The organism is Rhizobium sp. SL42 (genome assembly GCF_021729845.1).
Lineage (GTDB): Bacteria > Pseudomonadota > Alphaproteobacteria > Rhizobiales > Rhizobiaceae > Allorhizobium.
Map to the genome: position 1 here is coordinate 200,001 of NZ_CP063397.1, position 15,649 is coordinate 215,649.

General features: G+C 62.5%; 9 protein-coding genes (1 of these 9 running past the window's edge). 3 read left to right on the plus strand and 6 right to left on the minus strand.

Features of this window, described 5'->3' with window-relative positions:
* On the plus strand, positions 1-1,800 hold the 3' portion of the coding sequence (locus IM739_RS00830) for a M23 family metallopeptidase (RefSeq protein ID WP_237369395.1). Its footprint begins 147 nt before the window's first position; 1,800 of the gene's 1,947 nt are visible here — the last part of the coding sequence; its start codon lies beyond the left edge, outside the window; its stop codon occupies positions 1,798-1,800.
* Between the two features lie 121 nt (positions 1,801-1,921).
* Here the strand turns inward: IM739_RS00830 and clpB are convergent, their stop codons facing one another.
* The 6 genes from clpB to IM739_RS00860 form a co-directional block, all read right to left on the minus strand.
* Positions 1,922-4,522, minus strand: a complete 2,601-nt coding sequence (gene clpB, locus IM739_RS00835; RefSeq protein ID WP_237369396.1) for an ATP-dependent chaperone ClpB — start codon at positions 4,520-4,522, stop codon at positions 1,922-1,924.
* Positions 4,523-4,749: 227 nt separating this feature from the next.
* Positions 4,750-5,415 (minus strand): DUF4167 domain-containing protein, encoded by a 666-nt coding sequence (locus IM739_RS00840; RefSeq protein ID WP_237369397.1) that lies wholly within the window; start codon positions 5,413-5,415, stop codon positions 4,750-4,752.
* 333 nt (positions 5,416-5,748) lie between these two features.
* Positions 5,749-6,624, minus strand: a complete 876-nt coding sequence (gene prmC / locus IM739_RS00845; protein WP_237369398.1) for a peptide chain release factor N(5)-glutamine methyltransferase — start codon at positions 6,622-6,624, stop codon at positions 5,749-5,751.
* Positions 6,621-7,700, minus strand: coding sequence for a peptide chain release factor 1 (gene prfA / locus IM739_RS00850; RefSeq protein ID WP_237369399.1), 1,080 nt, complete (start codon positions 7,698-7,700; stop codon positions 6,621-6,623). The genes prmC and prfA overlap by 4 nt, the downstream gene beginning before the upstream one ends.
* A gap of 25 nt (positions 7,701-7,725) precedes the next feature.
* The gene (ptsP, locus tag IM739_RS00855; protein ID WP_237369400.1) at positions 7,726-9,993 is read right to left on the minus strand and encodes a phosphoenolpyruvate--protein phosphotransferase; all 2,268 of its coding nucleotides are present in this window, start codon (positions 9,991-9,993) and stop codon (positions 7,726-7,728) included.
* Positions 9,994-10,079: 86 nt separating this feature from the next.
* The gene (locus tag IM739_RS00860; RefSeq protein ID WP_237369401.1) at positions 10,080-11,354 is read right to left on the minus strand and encodes an aspartate kinase; all 1,275 of its coding nucleotides are present in this window, start codon (positions 11,352-11,354) and stop codon (positions 10,080-10,082) included.
* Positions 11,355-11,649: 295 nt separating this feature from the next.
* Here IM739_RS00860 and mprF point away from each other — a divergent pair, with 295 nt between their 5' ends.
* Both mprF and IM739_RS00870 read left to right on the plus strand, forming a co-directional pair.
* A complete protein-coding gene (gene mprF, locus IM739_RS00865; protein WP_237370929.1) occupies positions 11,650-14,247 on the plus strand; it encodes a bifunctional lysylphosphatidylglycerol flippase/synthetase MprF in 2,598 nt (865 codons plus the stop codon).
* The gene (locus tag IM739_RS00870; protein ID WP_237369402.1) at positions 14,244-15,599 is read left to right on the plus strand and encodes a virulence factor family protein; all 1,356 of its coding nucleotides are present in this window, start codon (positions 14,244-14,246) and stop codon (positions 15,597-15,599) included. Before mprF ends, IM739_RS00870 begins: the two co-directional genes overlap by 4 nt.
* The last annotated feature ends 50 nt before the right edge of the window (positions 15,600-15,649 follow it).

Here is a 15,649-nt window from a genome sequence, read left to right on the forward strand (position 1 = left end):
GGTGTCGCCCTGTTTGCCGCCCTCGATGGCCGCCAGCAGCTGGCCATCCCCGCAGAGGCCTATGCCGTTACGCCGCCCGATGGCGATGCGGCCGATGAAGCGCAGGATGTCAGCCGCGGCGCCCGCCTGTTCGGACCGAAGATCGCCGCCCGGCCGGTCGACAAGGCCATTCTCGAAGTGCCGACCGTCATTCTCGACGGCGAGCGCGAGGTGGTGCGCAAGCAGCCCTTCGCCCATGTGAAGATGGCGCTTGCCGCCGACTACCAGGTGCAGGAGCGCTATCCGCCCTTCGATCCGCTGTCGATCTTCGCCACCGACCAGAAGAACCCGCCCGTCGCCAACCGCACCGGCACGCTTTACGGCTCCGATGTCGAATCCGAGGTCGTGCTGAAATCGACCCCCTTTCCCGCTATGCCCAATGTTCCGCTGGCCGGCGAGATGAGTTTCGATGAGGTCGAGGAAAACGTCCGCTCGAACGGCTCCGTGCTGACCGACGGTAACAGCCAGGTCGCAGCGCTGTCCTATATCGACCCGCGCCGCTTCGACAGCGATGACGACGAGCTCAATCTCGGCGTTGGCATCTCGGCCCGTGTCGTCGAAGAGAACATGAGCGTTGCCGAACCGGAAATCGTAACGCCGCTCACCCCGGAATTTGCCGATGACGTCTTGCCGGTCAGGCGCCAGCAGACCGTGGTCGCCCTGATGACGGCCTCCGGCTATCCGACCGCCAAGGCCGAGGATGTCGCGCGCGAACTCGCCCCCTTCACCGGCCCGCCGACACTGGTCGAGGGCGATGTGCTGCGCATCGGCCTGATCCAGCGTGGCGAAGAGGTCCGCCTGGTGCGGATCTCCCTCTATCGCAAGGCCGAACATGTCGTGACGCTTGCCGTCAACGATGCAGGCCGCATGGTCCGCGGCAACGAACCGCCGGAACTGGCCGCCGTCACCGGGGCCTTTGACGACAATGCTCCGGCAGCGCTTGCCAGTCGCGATCTGCCGCGGGTGTATGACGGCATCTACCGGGCCGCCCTGTCCTACGGCATGAGCCAGGAACTGACGGCCCTGATCGTCCGCCTGCTCGCCGCCAATGTCGACTTCCAGGCGCAGTTGAAGCCGAGCGACACGCTCGAGGCCTTCTTCTCGGTGACGGACGAGGAAGGCAGGGCAACCGCCGAATCCGAGCTGCTCTTCGTCCGCGCCCGGTTCGGCGATACGATCACCACCTTCTACCGCTTCCAGAATCCGGAAGATGGCTCGATCGACTACTTCGATGAAAACGGCAAGAGCATCCGCCAGTTCCTGCTGCGCAATCCCGTTCCCAATGGCCGCTTCACCTCCGGCTTCGGCATGCGACGCCATCCGATCCTCGGTTATTCGCGCATGCATACCGGTGTCGACTGGGCCGCGCCCCGCGGCACGCCGATCATCGCATCCGGCAATGGTGTGGTGGAAAAGGCAGGCTGGGCCTCGGGTTATGGCAACCAGACCCTTGTGCGCCACGCCAACGGTTATGTCTCCTCCTACAATCACCAGAGCGGCATCGCCAAGGGCGTCGTGCCCGGCGCCAAAGTCACCCAGGGACAGGTTATCGGCTTTGTCGGTTCGACCGGATCGTCGACCGGCTCGCACCTGCATTACGAACTGATCGTCAATGGCACCAAGGTCGACGCAATGAAGGTTCGCCTGCCGGGTGGCAAGGCGCTGGACGGCGAGCCTCTCGCCCGTTTCGAGGTCGAGCGTCAGCGCATCGACGCACTGCTGCTGACCGGCGGAAAACCGGCCCAGGTCGCCAGCAACTAGCCAGCAACAGGCCAAATTGCGCCCCCCCTTTGCCGGCCCCGTTGCCGACCAAGACATCTCCCGAAACGCAAATGGCGGCCCTCCGGCCGCCATTTTAATGTTCACCTGGGTTTAGGCCTGATCAGGCGGCTTCGCTGACCGGTTTTTCCGGCGAGATCAGCAACCGGTCTGACCCTGCCGCAATGCCCACCTTCGCCCCGTCAAGCACATGACCCGACAGGATCTGCTCGGCCAGCGGATCCTGCAGATATTTCTGGATCACCCGCTTCAGCGGCCTTGCGCCATAGACCGGATCATAGCCCTTGTCGGCAAGCCAAGTGCGCGCATCCGGTGCCAGGTCGATGTCGATCTTGCGTTCGGCCAGGAGCGATACCAGCCGCTTCATCTGGATATCGACGATCGCGCCCATTTCCGAACGCCGCAGCCTGTGGAACAGGATGATTTCGTCGACACGATTGAGGAATTCCGGCCGGAACGAGGCCTTCACCACATCCATCACCTGGTCACGCACGGCATCGACATCCTCGTTCTCGCCAAGCCCCGTCAGGTATTCCGCCCCGAGATTGGAGGTCATGATGATGATCGTGTGCTTGAAATCGACGGTGCGGCCCTGGCCATCCGTCAGACGTCCGTCATCCAGCACCTGCAACAGCACGTTGAACACATCCGGATGTGCCTTTTCGATCTCGTCGAACAGGACCACCTGATAGGGCTTGCGCCGGACAGCTTCCGTCAGCGCGCCGCCTTCATCATAGCCGACATAACCCGGAGGTGCACCGATCAGCCGCGAGACCGAGTGCTTTTCCATGTATTCCGACATGTCGAGCCGGACCATCGCCGTCTCGTCGTCGAACAGGAAGCGCGCCAGCGACTTGGTCAGTTCCGTCTTGCCGACACCGGTCGGCCCGAGGAAGATGAAAGAGCCGATCGGCCGGTTCGGGTCCTGCAGCCCCGCGCGGGCACGTCGCACCGCCCGCGAAACCGCTTGCACGGCATCGCCCTGCCCGACGACCGATTTCGCCAGCTCGTCTTCCATGCGCAGCAGCTTGTCGCGCTCGCCTTCCAGCATCTTGTCGACCGGAATGCCGGTCCAGCGCGATACCACATGGGCAATCGCATCCGGGTTGACGACTTCCTGCACCATGGCATTGCTCGAACCGTCTTGCGCTTCGGCGGCAGCCAGCGCCTTTTCGAGGTCCGGGATCACCCCATAGGTCAGCTCGCCGGCGCGCTGGAATTCACCCTTGCGCTGGGCGATCGCAAGCTCGTTGCGCGCCTCGTCCAGTTTGCCCTTGAGATCGGCGGCAAGGCCCAGCTTCTGCTTTTCCGACTGCCAGCGTGCCGTCAGCGCATCCGCCTGCTCCTCGATGGAGGTCAGTTCGGTCTCGAGCCGCTTCAGCCGGTCGACGGACGCCGTGTCGGTTTCCTTCTTCAAGGCTTCCCGCTCGATCTTCAGCTGCATGATGCGCCGGTCGAGTTCATCGAGCTCTTCGGGCTTCGAATCCACCTGCATGCGCAACCGCGATGCCGCCTCGTCCATCAGGTCGATGGCCTTGTCGGGCAGAAAACGGTCGGTGATATAGCGGTTCGACAGCGTCGCGGCGGCAACCAGGGCCGAATCCGAGATCCGGACCTTGTGATGCTGCTCGTATTTTTCCTTCAGGCCGCGCAAAATCGAGATCGTGTCCTCGACCGTCGGCTCGTCGACCATCACGGGCTGGAAGCGCCGGGCAAGGGCCGCATCCTTCTCGACATGCTTGCGATATTCGTCGAGCGTCGTCGCACCGACGCAGTGCAGCTCGCCGCGCGCCAGTGCAGGCTTCAGCAGGTTTGACGCATCCATCGCGCCATCGGCCTTGCCGGCGCCGACCAGCGTATGCATCTCGTCGATGAACAGGATGATCTCGCCGTCTTCGGACTGAACCTCGTTCAGCACCGCCTTCAGCCGCTCCTCGAACTCGCCGCGATATTTCGCACCGGCGATCAGGGAGCCCATGTCGAGCGCCATCAACTTCTTGTCTTTCAGGCTTTCCGGCACGTCGCCATTGACGATCCTCAGCGCCAGGCCCTCGGCGATGGCGGTCTTGCCGACGCCGGGCTCGCCGATCAGCACCGGATTGTTCTTGGTGCGGCGCGACAGGACCTGGATCGTGCGGCGGATTTCGTCGTCACGGCCGATCACCGGGTCGAGCCTGCCGTCGCGCGCTTCCGCGGTCAGGTCACGGGCATATTTCTTCAAGGCGTCGAAGCCCTGTTCGGCATTGGCGCTGTCGGCGGTGCGGCCCTTGCGGACTTCGTTGATCACCTGGTTCAGGCCATTCGCCGTCACGCCACCCTTCTTCAGGCTGGGCGAGGTCGAAGCCGAGGATTCGATCGCAAGCGCAAGCAACAGTCTTTCCACCGTGACGAAGCTGTCGCCGGCCTTTTTGGCCGCATCTTCGGCGGTCGAAAACACCTTGGCCAGCGGCGCTGCCAGATAGACCTGTCCATCGCCGCCGGATACTTTCGGCAGCTTGGCAAGCGCGGCATCATTGGCCAGACGTACCGCCTTCGGATCACCGCCGGCACGCGAAATCAGCGACGAAGCCATGCCCTGGTCGTCGTCGAGCAGGACCTTCAGCACATGCTCGGGGGTGAATTGCTGGTGGCCCTCCGACAGCGCATATGTCTGCGCCGACTGCAGGAAGCCACGAACCCGCTCGGAATATTTTTCGATGTTCATTTGCCACTCTCCGTTTTCCGCGCTGCCCGCTTGCGGCACAGCCCGGCTGTTGAGGATCAGGCTCCCTGTAAGGCGAGCCCTGGAGCAGAAACCCGCTCCGTTGACCGAGATATGGGGGGTTAATTTTGCCGTTTAAAGAGGCATTTAAACGAAAAACTCCGGGACGCGGCCCGGAGTTTTGCATTCGTCAATTTGGCATCGATCAGACGTCGCGAAAGCGAACGGTCTTATTCGGTCACCTCGGCCAGAGCGGGAGCGTCGCCGCCACCGCCACCTTCGCCGTTTTCACCACCCTCGTCCGAACCGGCCGCGCGGCGCGGCTGGCGACGGGGGCGATTGGTTGTGCTGCGGCGGCGCGGCTGGTTACGTTCGCCACCGGTGCTCGCCTCGGCAGCGCTTTCGGCAGCAGCCGCAGCGGCCTCGGCCGGCATCTCTTCGATCACCGGCTGCGGACCGCTTCCGGCAACTTCCTGCGGCTGGTGGACCTGATGGCTCTGGTGGCCCTGCGAGCCGCCTTCGTCCATGCCTTCGCCATCATCGCCGTCGCGATCATTGTAGTCGTTGCGGTCTTCGCGCTGGAACCGCTCCTGCATCTGCGCCTGGGCGGCGGCAATGATGCGGTTGTAGTGTTCAGCATGCTGAAGATAGTTTTCCGCCATAACGCGGTCGCCGGCACTCTGGGAGTCCCGTGCAAGGTTCTGGTACTTTTCGGCAATATGCTGAGCTGTGCCACGGATCTTCACGTCAGGACCGGAGCTGTCATAGGACCGGGTCAGCGGATTCTGGCCCTTGCGGTTGAAGTTGCCGCCACCGCCGCCACCACCACCGCCGCTACCACCGCCGCCGCTATTGTTACGCCCTCGACCACGCTTATTCTGCTGTCCTGGCCTCATAGAAGAATCACCTGAATGTCTTTGTTGTGCTGATAAATGGCTGCACCATCGGCTCTGGTCAAACCGGACCAAGTCTCCGCGCGCTGTCCGCAGACTGCGCCGTCGGCTTGCTCGCCGCTGGTGAGAGTCAAGTTAACTGATTCACGCATCGGTCTTTTTTCGCTTCGTGAAGTTCATTGTGCGAACCATTATCGAAGCCGGCCCAGACTGGAACGAATCTTTCGTTCTTTCTCCGCCGCCCGTTGCGTGCCCGCAAGCTATCTCTCTTCATTCGGAAAACCAAGCATTTTTCTTTGTTTATCGGAAATATCCTTAGCAAGCGCAGCAAAAAGGTCAAAAATGACGCGCAGCGAAGACCAGTACTCGGTCATTGCCACCCAGATCCTTGCGCCATTCAATAAGAGAAAAACCTTTTTTCTCAAATATTTGCGTGACAGCCTCTCGCTGGTCCCAGCCGATCTCCAGTCCGATCAGGCCATGCAGGTGCAAATGCGCCAATGCTTGCTCGGCAATGGCCCGATAGGCGTCGAGACCGTCTTTTCCGCCATCAAGTGCTGCCGCCGGATCAAAAATCTGAACTTCCGGGTCGAGCGTCAAGACCACATCGCTGCGGATATAAGGCGGATTGGAGACGATCAGATCGAACTTTTCCGGTAGCTGATCGAACCAGCTGCTCTGCCGTGCCTGAAAGCGTTGCGCCAGTCCGTTGCGCTCTGCGTTCCGTGCCGCGGTCGCCAGCGCATCTTGCGAAATGTCGACCCCGATCGCACGCGCCTCCGGACATTCGGCAAGTAGGGCCAGTGCAATCGCGCCTGTTCCAGTGCCGAGATCCACAATCTCTGCCGAACCTTTTACCGCAACGATATGACGAAGATGCGGCAGGACGGCGTCCACCAGCACTTCCGTGTCCGGACGCGGTTCCAATGTGCCGGTCGACAGGCCCATCTGCAATCCGTAGAAGTCGCGCCGGCCGAGGATGCGGTGAACCGGCTCGCGCGCCAGGCGCCGCACGATCGCCAGTTCGATGCCCGCCAACAGTGCGTCGTCGACAGGCTGGTCGCCACGCAGAACAAGGTCCGTCTGGCTCAGGCCAAGTATGCCTGACACCAGCATCTTGGCATCAGTCGCCGCATCAGGGATGCCCTCGGCCTCGAAACGGCGGCGGGCTTCCAGGATCAGGTCCCGGGAAGTCACCACCGCGCCGGTCACAGGCTTTCACCCAGCTGCGCCAGCTGGCCGGCCTGATAGTCGTTGATCAGCGCATCGACCACTTCGTCTATATCGCCTTCCATCATCCGGTCCAGCTTGTAGAGCGTCAGGTTGATGCGATGATCTGTGACCCGTCCCTGCGGAAAATTGTAGGTTCGGATGCGCTCGGAGCGGTCGCCGGAACCGACCTGGCTCTTGCGGTCGGCCGACCGTTCATTGTCGATTTTCTGCCGCTCCATGTCATAGAGCCGCGAGCGCAGCACCTGCATCGCCTTCGCGCGGTTCTGGTGCTGCGATTTTTCCGATGACGTCACCACCAGACCGGTCGGCAGGTGGGTAATGCGAACCGCCGAATCGGTTGTGTTGACGTGCTGACCGCCGGCGCCCGACGAGCGCATCGTGTCGATGCGGATATCCTCGGCGCGAACCTCGATGTCGATGTCTTCCGCTTCGGGCAGAACCGCGACGGTTGCCGCCGAGGTATGGATACGGCCTTGCGTCTCCGTATCGGGCACGCGCTGCACGCGGTGAACGCCGGACTCGAACTTCAGCTTGGAAAACACGCCCCGGCCCGTGACCGTCGCGATGATTTCCTTGAAGCCGCCGGCATCGCCTTCGCTGGAGGACAGCACTTCGACCTTCCAGCCCTTGGTGCTGGCAAAGCGCTCGTACATGCGAAACAGGTCACCGGCAAACAGGGCGGCTTCCGATCCGCCGGTCCCTGCCCGGATTTCCAGGATCGCGCTCTTTTCGTCGGCCGCATCCTTCGGCAGAAGCAGGATCTGCATCTCGGTGCCGAGCGTTTCGAGCCGCGCCTGCACCTCGGGCAACTCCATCTCGGCCAGGTCGCGCATCTCGCGATCGGTACCCTTGTCGTTCAGCATGGCGCGAAGATCAGCCTCTTCGGCGGTAGCCGCCTGGTACTCGCGGATCTTCTTCACCACCGGCTCGAGTTCGGAATATTCCGAAGCAAGCTTGACGTAGACGTCAGCTGCCGGTCCCGCCGACATTCGCGCTTCGATCTCGCCAAACCGGCGCTCGAGTTCGCGCATTTTCTCGACAGGAAGCTTCGCCACCCTTCACTCCAGTTTTTTTATTACTTTAGACGGGAATATTATTGTCTTCCGCAAAGCGGACCAACAGGTCGCGCAGTGGCACAAGCGAACGGTGGTCGTCAAGCGCCGCCTCAAGTTCCACAGACAGCTTCGACACATCAAGGCCGAGCAACATCGCCTTGACCGGCCCGATCGCTGTCGGAGACATCGAGATCGAACGGAAACCGATCCCAAGCAGCGCCATCGCCGAAAGCGGCTTGCCGGCCATCTCGCCGCACAGCGTCACCGGCGTATTGTTGCGATCAGCACCCCGGACGATATCCCTCAGGATCCGCAGGAACGGACGTCCGAGAACGTCGAAACGATCGGCCACCCGCGCATTGCCGCGATCCACCGCCATGGAAAACTGGAACAGGTCGTTCGACCCGACGGAGACGAAGTCGACTTCCTCCATCAGTTCATCGAGCTGCCATAGCAACGCCGGCACTTCGAGCATGGCACCGAATTGCAGCTTCTTCGGCAAGGGATGGCCGAACTTCGAAATGTACTGGACCTCCTTCTGCATCAATTCGCGCACCGCGCGGATTTCAGCCACTTCGGTCACCATCGGCAGCATCATCTTAAGCTCGGCACCGGCCGCCGCCTTCAACAGCGCCCTGAGCTGGATGCGCAACAGGCCAGGTCGATCCAGCGACAGCCGGATCGCGCGCCAGCCAAGCGCCGGATTTTCCTCTTCCTGGGAGCGGAAATAGGAGACCACCTTGTCGCCACCGATATCTAGGGTGCGGAACGTCACCGGCCGGCCATTCGCCTGCTTCAGCACACTCCGGTAAAAGCTTTCCTGCTCCTCGCCCTTCGGCATGGTCGAGGAAATCATGAACTGCAGCTCGGTCCGAAACAGGCCGATCCCGTCGGCACCGGATTCGGTCAGCTGTGGCAGATCGACAAGCAGGCCGGCATTCATCTGCAGCTTGATGCGCTGGCCATCCTTGGTCAGGGGCTCGACATCACGCAGCGCACGAAACTGCTCCTGGCGCCGGGCACGCAGCCGCACCTTTTCCTCATAGGCCTTCTGCAGGTCGGCAACCGGGCGGATATGCACCTTGGCATCGACACCGTCGATGATCACGGGATCGCCGTTTTCCGCCAGAGCCACCGCCCCGGCCGCCTGCCCCACGACGGCAATGCCCATCGCGCGGGCCACGATCACCACGTGGCTGGTTACCGCACCTTCTTCCAGAACCAGGCCGCGCAGATTGGCACGCGGATAGTCGAGCAGTTCGGCGGCCCCCATGGCACGGGCAAAAATCACCGCATCGGCCGGAAAACCTTCAGCGGCACTGCGCGGCGAAAAGCCGGTCAACTGGCGCAACAGGCGGTTCGCCAGGTCGTCGAAATCATGCATGCGTTCGCGCAGATAGGGATCCGTCAGCCGGATCATCCGTGCCTTGGTGTCGCTCTGCACCTTTTCGACGGCCGCTTCCGCCGTCAGGCCGTTGTTGATCGCCTCTTCCATACGCCGCACCCACCCCTGGTCATGGGCGAACATGCGATAGGTTTCGAGCACGTCACGATGCTCGCCTTCCTGGGAGATTTCCCGCCGCGACAGCATGTCATCGATCGAGATACGCAGGGAGCCGAGCGCATCGGCCAGCCGGCGGATTTCCGTCTCGGTATCTTCGTTGAGCAGGTTGGTGACGACGATGCGCGGCTCGTGCAGCACGACATAGCCAAGGCCGATGCCTTCCGAATAGCTGTCGCCATCGATCGTCACGGGTCGCGTCAGGTCGAGTTCGAGGCCAGGACGGGTAATCTTCTTCAGTTCACCGGTGGCGATCATTTCGGCAAGCACCATGGCCGTGGTTTCGAGCGCTTCGAGCTCGTCTTCACGATAGTTGCGCTGCGCCTTGTTCTGCACGACGAGAACACCGAGGCTTCGGCCGGCACGCAGGATCGGCACGCCGAGGAAGGAATGATAGATCTCCTCGCCGGTCTCGGGCAAGTAGCGAAAGGCGGGATGCGCCTGGGCATCGGAAAGGTTGAGCGACTGTGCGGAGGCCGCAATCGTGCCGACCAGGCCCTGACCCATTTTCAGCTGAGCCAGATGGACCGCATCCTTGTTCAGACCTTCTGTCGCATAAAGCTCGAGAACGCTGTCGGAGCGCAGTACGTAGACGGAACATACCTCTGCGACCATGTTGCTCGCGATCTGGCGAACGATCTGGTCAAGACGTTCCTGCGGTTCGAGCGGCTCTGCCATCAATTCGCGCAGCCGCTTGAGCAGGACGCGGGGACCCGCTGAAAGGTCTCTCATCGCGGATTGGCTCCACTTCCGGTTGGTCGGCGGCCTAGCCGCCCCGGGTATTTCAGACACCCGGGATCAACGACCGCTCTATGGAATCAATTCTTATCCAGACCGTAGCAGGAATGCAAAGTCCGAACCGCAAGCTCGGCATAGGGACCGTCGATCAGGATGGAAATCTTGATCTCGGACGTGGTGATCGCCTTGATGTTGATGCCCTTCTCGGCCAGCGCCCGGAAGGCCGTCGCCGCAACGCCGGCATGGCTGCGCATGCCGATGCCGATGACCGAAACCTTGACCAGGCCCTTTTCGCTCTGGACCACGTCATAGCCGATCTTGTCCTTGTTGTCGGACAGCACTCTGAGCGCCTTGTCGACATCGCCGGACGGCACGGTGAAGGTCATGTCGGTGCGCGTTCCGTCTTCCGAAATGTTCTGCACGATCATGTCGACATTGATATGCGCTTCGGCCAGCGGGCCGAAGATGGCTGCCGAAACGCCCGGACGGTCGGCAAGCCGGCGCAGCGAGATCTGCGCTTCATCCTTGGCATAGGCAATACCGGTTACGACTTCCTGTTCCACGATCTCATCCTCATCGCAAATCAACGTGCCGGGCGGGTTGAGCAGATCGCCCATGCCCGGCGCATCGGGATCTTCAAAACTGGAGCGCACGAAGGTGCGGACCTTGTGAACCATGGCAAGCTCCACCGAGCGGACCTGCAGAACCTTGGCCCCGAGCGATGCCATTTCCAGCATTTCCTCGAACGCCACCTTCTTCAGGCGGCGTGCCTTCGGCTCGATGCGCGGATCCGTCGTGTAGACGCCGTCCACATCGGTATAGATGTCGCAACGGTCAGCCTTCAGGCCGGCCGCGATCGCAACCGCAGATGTATCCGACCCGCCGCGCCCCAGCGTCGCGATCCGGTTGTCCGGGCCGATGCCCTGGAAGCCCGCGACCACCGCCACCTGGCCTTCGCCCATGCGGCGAACGATGTCGGAACCGTCGATTTCCTGGATACGGGCAGCACCATGCGTATTGTCCGTCTTGATCGCGATCTGCCAGCCCTGCCAGGAGCGGGCGTTTATGCCCATCGACTGGAGCGCGATGGCCAGGAGACCCGAGGTTACCTGCTCGCCGGAGGCCACGATCGCGTCATACTCGCGCGCATCGTAGAACGGCGAATCGGCACCTGCGACCTTCGGCATGTTCTGCACCCAGTCGACCAGCTCGTTGGTCTTGCCCGACATCGCCGAGACGACGACAGCCACTTCGTGGCCGGCATCCACCTCACGTTTCACATGGCGTGCGACATTGTGGATGCGTTCGAGATTGGCGACGGATGTACCGCCGAACTTCATGACAATGCGAGCCATAGACTTGAACCGTATGCCCTTGAGAAACGCCGGAAACCCGGCGGAGAAACACCGGTCTTTGTGGAAACCGGCAGGTTGCGGCGCTTTTAACGAATAAGCGCGGGACACGCAACGGCCACTTGGGCCCGTATCGGTACGCTTGCAGGCGCTTTTCTGTCGCGGATCGGGCAAAAGCTTTGCCATAATTTGGCACGAATTCGAGCGCCAACCATCACGTGCCTGGCTGGGAGCGGGTTGTAGCAAGCCTTGAAATGAAAACGGATCGCTTGTCATGAAGCCAACGCTCGACAATTCCATGCTCGACCAGGACGCAACGCATACTCCCGAAGACCTTGCCCTCCCCGTCCCTTCCGCATTCAGCCGCCATGCAAAGCCGATAGCCGCGATCCTGACCCTGGCCGTCTTCTCCATGGTCGGCTTTGCCATCTACCGGCTGACCGGGGAGGTGACCTATGCCGACGTCATCCGAGGCCTGCAGGCGACAGGCACGGGTTCGGTCTTCCTCGCCATCCTCTTCACCGCGTTGAGCTTTGCCACGCTCTGCTTCTATGACCTGAATGCCCTGTCCTATATCGATCGCAAGCGCCCGATCGCCGAAGTCGCCCTGACGGCCTTCAGCGCCTATGCCGTCGGCAACGTCGCCGGCTTCGGCGCACTGTCCGGTGGCGCCATCCGCTACCGGGCCTATTCCCGTGCAGGCCTCGCGCCGGACGAGATCGGCCGGATCGTCGGCTTCGTCACCCTGTCCTTCTCCCTTGGCCTCGCCATCATCACGTCACTCGCCCTGATCCCCATGTCGGGCGAGATCGCCCCGCTGATCGGGCTCGACCCCGCATGGCTGCTCGGCGGTGCGGTCGTCGTTGTGATCGGCATTGCCGGGCTCCTGGTCATTGCCAGCCGCGACGGCCTGAAGATCGGCAAGATGACGCTTCGGCTGGCCGACAGTCGCACCCTGTCGCGCCAGTTCCTGGTCACCGTGCTCGACATCGCCTTTTCTGCAACCGTGCTCTACGTGCTTCTGCCGCCCGAAGCCGCCATCAGCTGGCCGGCATTTTTCTGCGTCTATGCGGTGGCCATCGGCATCGGCATCGTCAGCCATGTCCCGGCCGGCATCGGCGTCTTCGAGACGGTGATGATCGCCACGCTGGGCAGCCATATCGGCACAGACGCCGTGCTGGCGGCCCTCGTCGCCTATCGCCTCATCTATTATGTCCTGCCGCTCGTGATCGCCATCCTTCTGGTGACCGTTACCGAACTGCGCCATCTCGCGGCTTCGCCCATCTCCGCCGGTGTCGCCCGCACCGCCGGCCGCCTGGCGCCGCCTCTCCTGGCAGCGCTTGCGCTGGTCCTGGGCGCCATGCTGATCCTGTCGAGCGTCACGCCCACCCCCGACACCAATCTGGACATCCTGGCCGGCTACCTGCCCTTGCCGCTTGTCGAAGGTGCGCATTTCCTCGCCAGCCTGACCGGATTGTTGCTGATCGTCGTCGCCCGCGGCATGTCCCAGCGTCTCGACGGCGCCTGGTGGGCGGCTGTGGCTCTGTCGCTGCTCGCCCTGTTGCTGTCCATCGCCAAGGCAATCGCCCTTCTCGAAGCGGCCATGCTGGCAATCCTTCTCTTCGGCCTGCTGTCCAGCCGCCGGGCTTTCACGCGTCCCGCCTCGCTTCGCCAGGCCTTGACCACATCCTGGCTTCTCGCCATCGCCGTGCTGGTCATCGGCGCCTTCGTCATCCTGCTTTTTGTCTACCGCGACGTCGAATACAGCCATGAACTCTGGTGGCAGTTCGAATTCTCCGCCGAAGCCCCGCGTTCGCTGCGCGCTGCCCTGGGGCTTGCCATCGCCTCCACCGCCATTGCCTTGTTCAGCCTGATGCGACCGGCAAGCCACGCCGTTCTTCCCTCCGGCGAACGGGACATCGCCTCTGCCGTCGAGTTGGTGAACAGCAACGGCATCGCCGATGCCAATCTTGTCCGCACCGGCGACAAGACGGTGATGTTTTCACCCGACGGCAAGGCTTTCCTGATGTATGGCAAGCAGGGCCGGTCCTTCATCGCCTTTCTCGATCCGATCGGACCAAAGGCGTCGCGCAACGAACTGGTCTGGCAATTCGTCGAGACTGCCCGCGCCGCGGGCTGCCGGGCGGTGTTCTACCAGGCCTCGCCCGTTCTGCTGCCGGCCATCGCCGATGCCGGCATGAAAGCCTTCAAGCTTGGCGAACTCGCCGTCGTCGACCTGACCAATTTTGATCTGAAAGGTGGCAAATGGGCTGGCCTGCGGCAGTCCGCCACCCGTGCCGAGCGCGACGGCCTGACGTTCGAAATCGTCGACGTGGAAAACGTCGCAGCCGTTTTGCCGGATCTCAGGGCGATCTCGGATGCCTGGCTTGCCCATCACAGCGCTAGGGAAAAGGGCTTCTCGCTCGGCGCCTTCACCGATGCCTACATGCTCTCGCAGCCGGTAGCGATCCTGCGCTTCGAGGGCAAGATCGTGGCATTTGCCAACATCCTGCTGACCGACACGAAGGAGGAAGCCTCCATCGACCTGATGCGGTTTTCACCCGATGCGCCCAAAGGCGCGATGGATTATCTGTTCATCAGCCTGCTCACCCGACTGCGCGACCAGGGGTTCCAGCATTTCAATCTCGGCATGGCGCCACTCTCCGGTCTGTCGCGCCGCCAGGTGGCGCCGGTCTGGGACCGCATTGCCAATACGTTCTACGAACACGGCGAACGGCTCTACAACTTCAAGGGCCTGCGCGCCTTCAAGGCAAAATTCCATCCCGACTGGCAGCCCCGTTATCTGGCTGTCTCCGGCGGCCTCAACCCCATCCTCGCCCTTGTCGATGCGACCCTTCTGATCGGCGGCGGCCTGAAAGGCGTGGTGAAGAAATGAACCTCCTCCTCAAGGCAGGCCTGCTTGCCCTGCCGCTCCTGTCGCCCCTGCCCGCCCTGGCGCAGGAGCCGCCACTCGACACCGGCATGATCCCGGCACCGGTCACGCTTTTGCCCGACGACGACGCCAAGGCACTCGTTGTCCTTCTGTCGGACGGCGCCGGCTGGCAGGCGGGCGATCAGGCGGAAGCCGAACGGTTGCAGGGCAATGGCGCGATCGTCATCGGCATCGACACGCCGAAATACCTGGCCTCGCTTTCCACCGACAAGGGTGACTGCATCTACATGGTTTCCGACATCGAGGAACTCAGCCACCAGCTACAGCGCAAGGCCGGCAACGCCGCCTTCCTGCCGCCGATCATCGCCGGACGCGGCGAAGGCGGCGCGCTGGCACTGGCCATCCTCGCCCAGACACCGAAGGCCACGATCGGCCAGACCCTGGCGCTCGATCCGCAGGCCGGCATTCCGCTGGCAAAGCAATTGTGCACGCCGGCCGCAAAGACAAAGGTCGGCGACCGCATGCAATATGCCCTGACCGACGGCGACCTGCCCGATCCGGCAACGGTCCTGGTCAGCGACACGGCACCGAGGGACGGCGTTGAGCACGTCCAGTCCCTGCTGGCGACGCACCCCGATATCGACCTCAGGGGCATCACCGGCCCCGCCGATACGACGTTCTCCGCCACACTCGACGAGCTGATCGCGGTCGAAAGCCGCACTGACAGCCCTCTGGGAATGCCGCTGACGATCCTCGAGGCGACCCCGTCCCGCGATACGATGGCGGTGATCTACTCCGGCGACGGCGGCTGGCGGGACCTCGACAGCGAGGTGGCCGGCCAGCTCCAGTCCTCCGGCATCCCGGTCGTCGGCATCGATTCACTGCGCTACTTCTGGTCGGCGCGTACGCCCGAGCAGACAAGCAGCGATCTGGCCGAGATTATCCACACTTACGGCAAGCGCTGGAACGTCCATCACGTGCTTCTGGTCGGCTACTCCTTCGGCGCCGACATTCTGCCTGCGGCGTTCAATGGCCTGCCGGACAAGCTGAAAGCGCGCGTGCCGCAGATCAGCCTGCTCGCCTTGTCCCATCAGGTGGATTATGAAGTCTCCGTGTCGGGCTGGCTCGGTCAGGCGGGAAGCACCGGCCACGACCCGCTCGACGATATCCGCAAGATCTCCCCCTCGTTGATCCAGTGTTTCTACGGATCGGACGAGGAAGACGACGCATGCCGCGATCTCGTCGGCTCGGATGTCGAAACCCAGGAGATCGCCGGAGGCCATCACTTTGACGGCAACTACGAAGCCCTGGCCAAACGCATTACCGACGGCCTCGCCAGACGCGTCCAGAATTGACGGCAACAGAAAAGGGCGCCAGTTGGCGCCCTTCCAGATCCTCTACAGGA

What these genes read in the sequence shown, in the direction of transcription:
- clpB (WP_237369396.1), bottom strand. Translation starts at nt 4,522, where the DNA reads ATGAACATCGAAAAATATTCCGAGCGGGTTCGTGGCTTCCTGCAGTCG.
- IM739_RS00840 (WP_237369397.1), bottom strand. Translation starts at nt 5,415, where the DNA reads ATGAGGCCAGGACAGCAGAATAAGCGTGGTCGAGGGCGTAACAATAGC.
- ptsP (WP_237369400.1), bottom strand. Translation starts at nt 9,993, where the DNA reads ATGAGAGACCTTTCAGCGGGTCCCCGCGTCCTGCTCAAGCGGCTGCGC.
- IM739_RS00860 (WP_237369401.1), bottom strand. Translation starts at nt 11,354, where the DNA reads ATGGCTCGCATTGTCATGAAGTTCGGCGGTACATCCGTCGCCAATCTC.
- mprF (WP_237370929.1), top strand. Translation starts at nt 11,650, where the DNA reads ATGCTCGACCAGGACGCAACGCATACTCCCGAAGACCTTGCCCTCCCC.
- IM739_RS00870 (WP_237369402.1), top strand. Translation starts at nt 14,244, where the DNA reads ATGAACCTCCTCCTCAAGGCAGGCCTGCTTGCCCTGCCGCTCCTGTCG.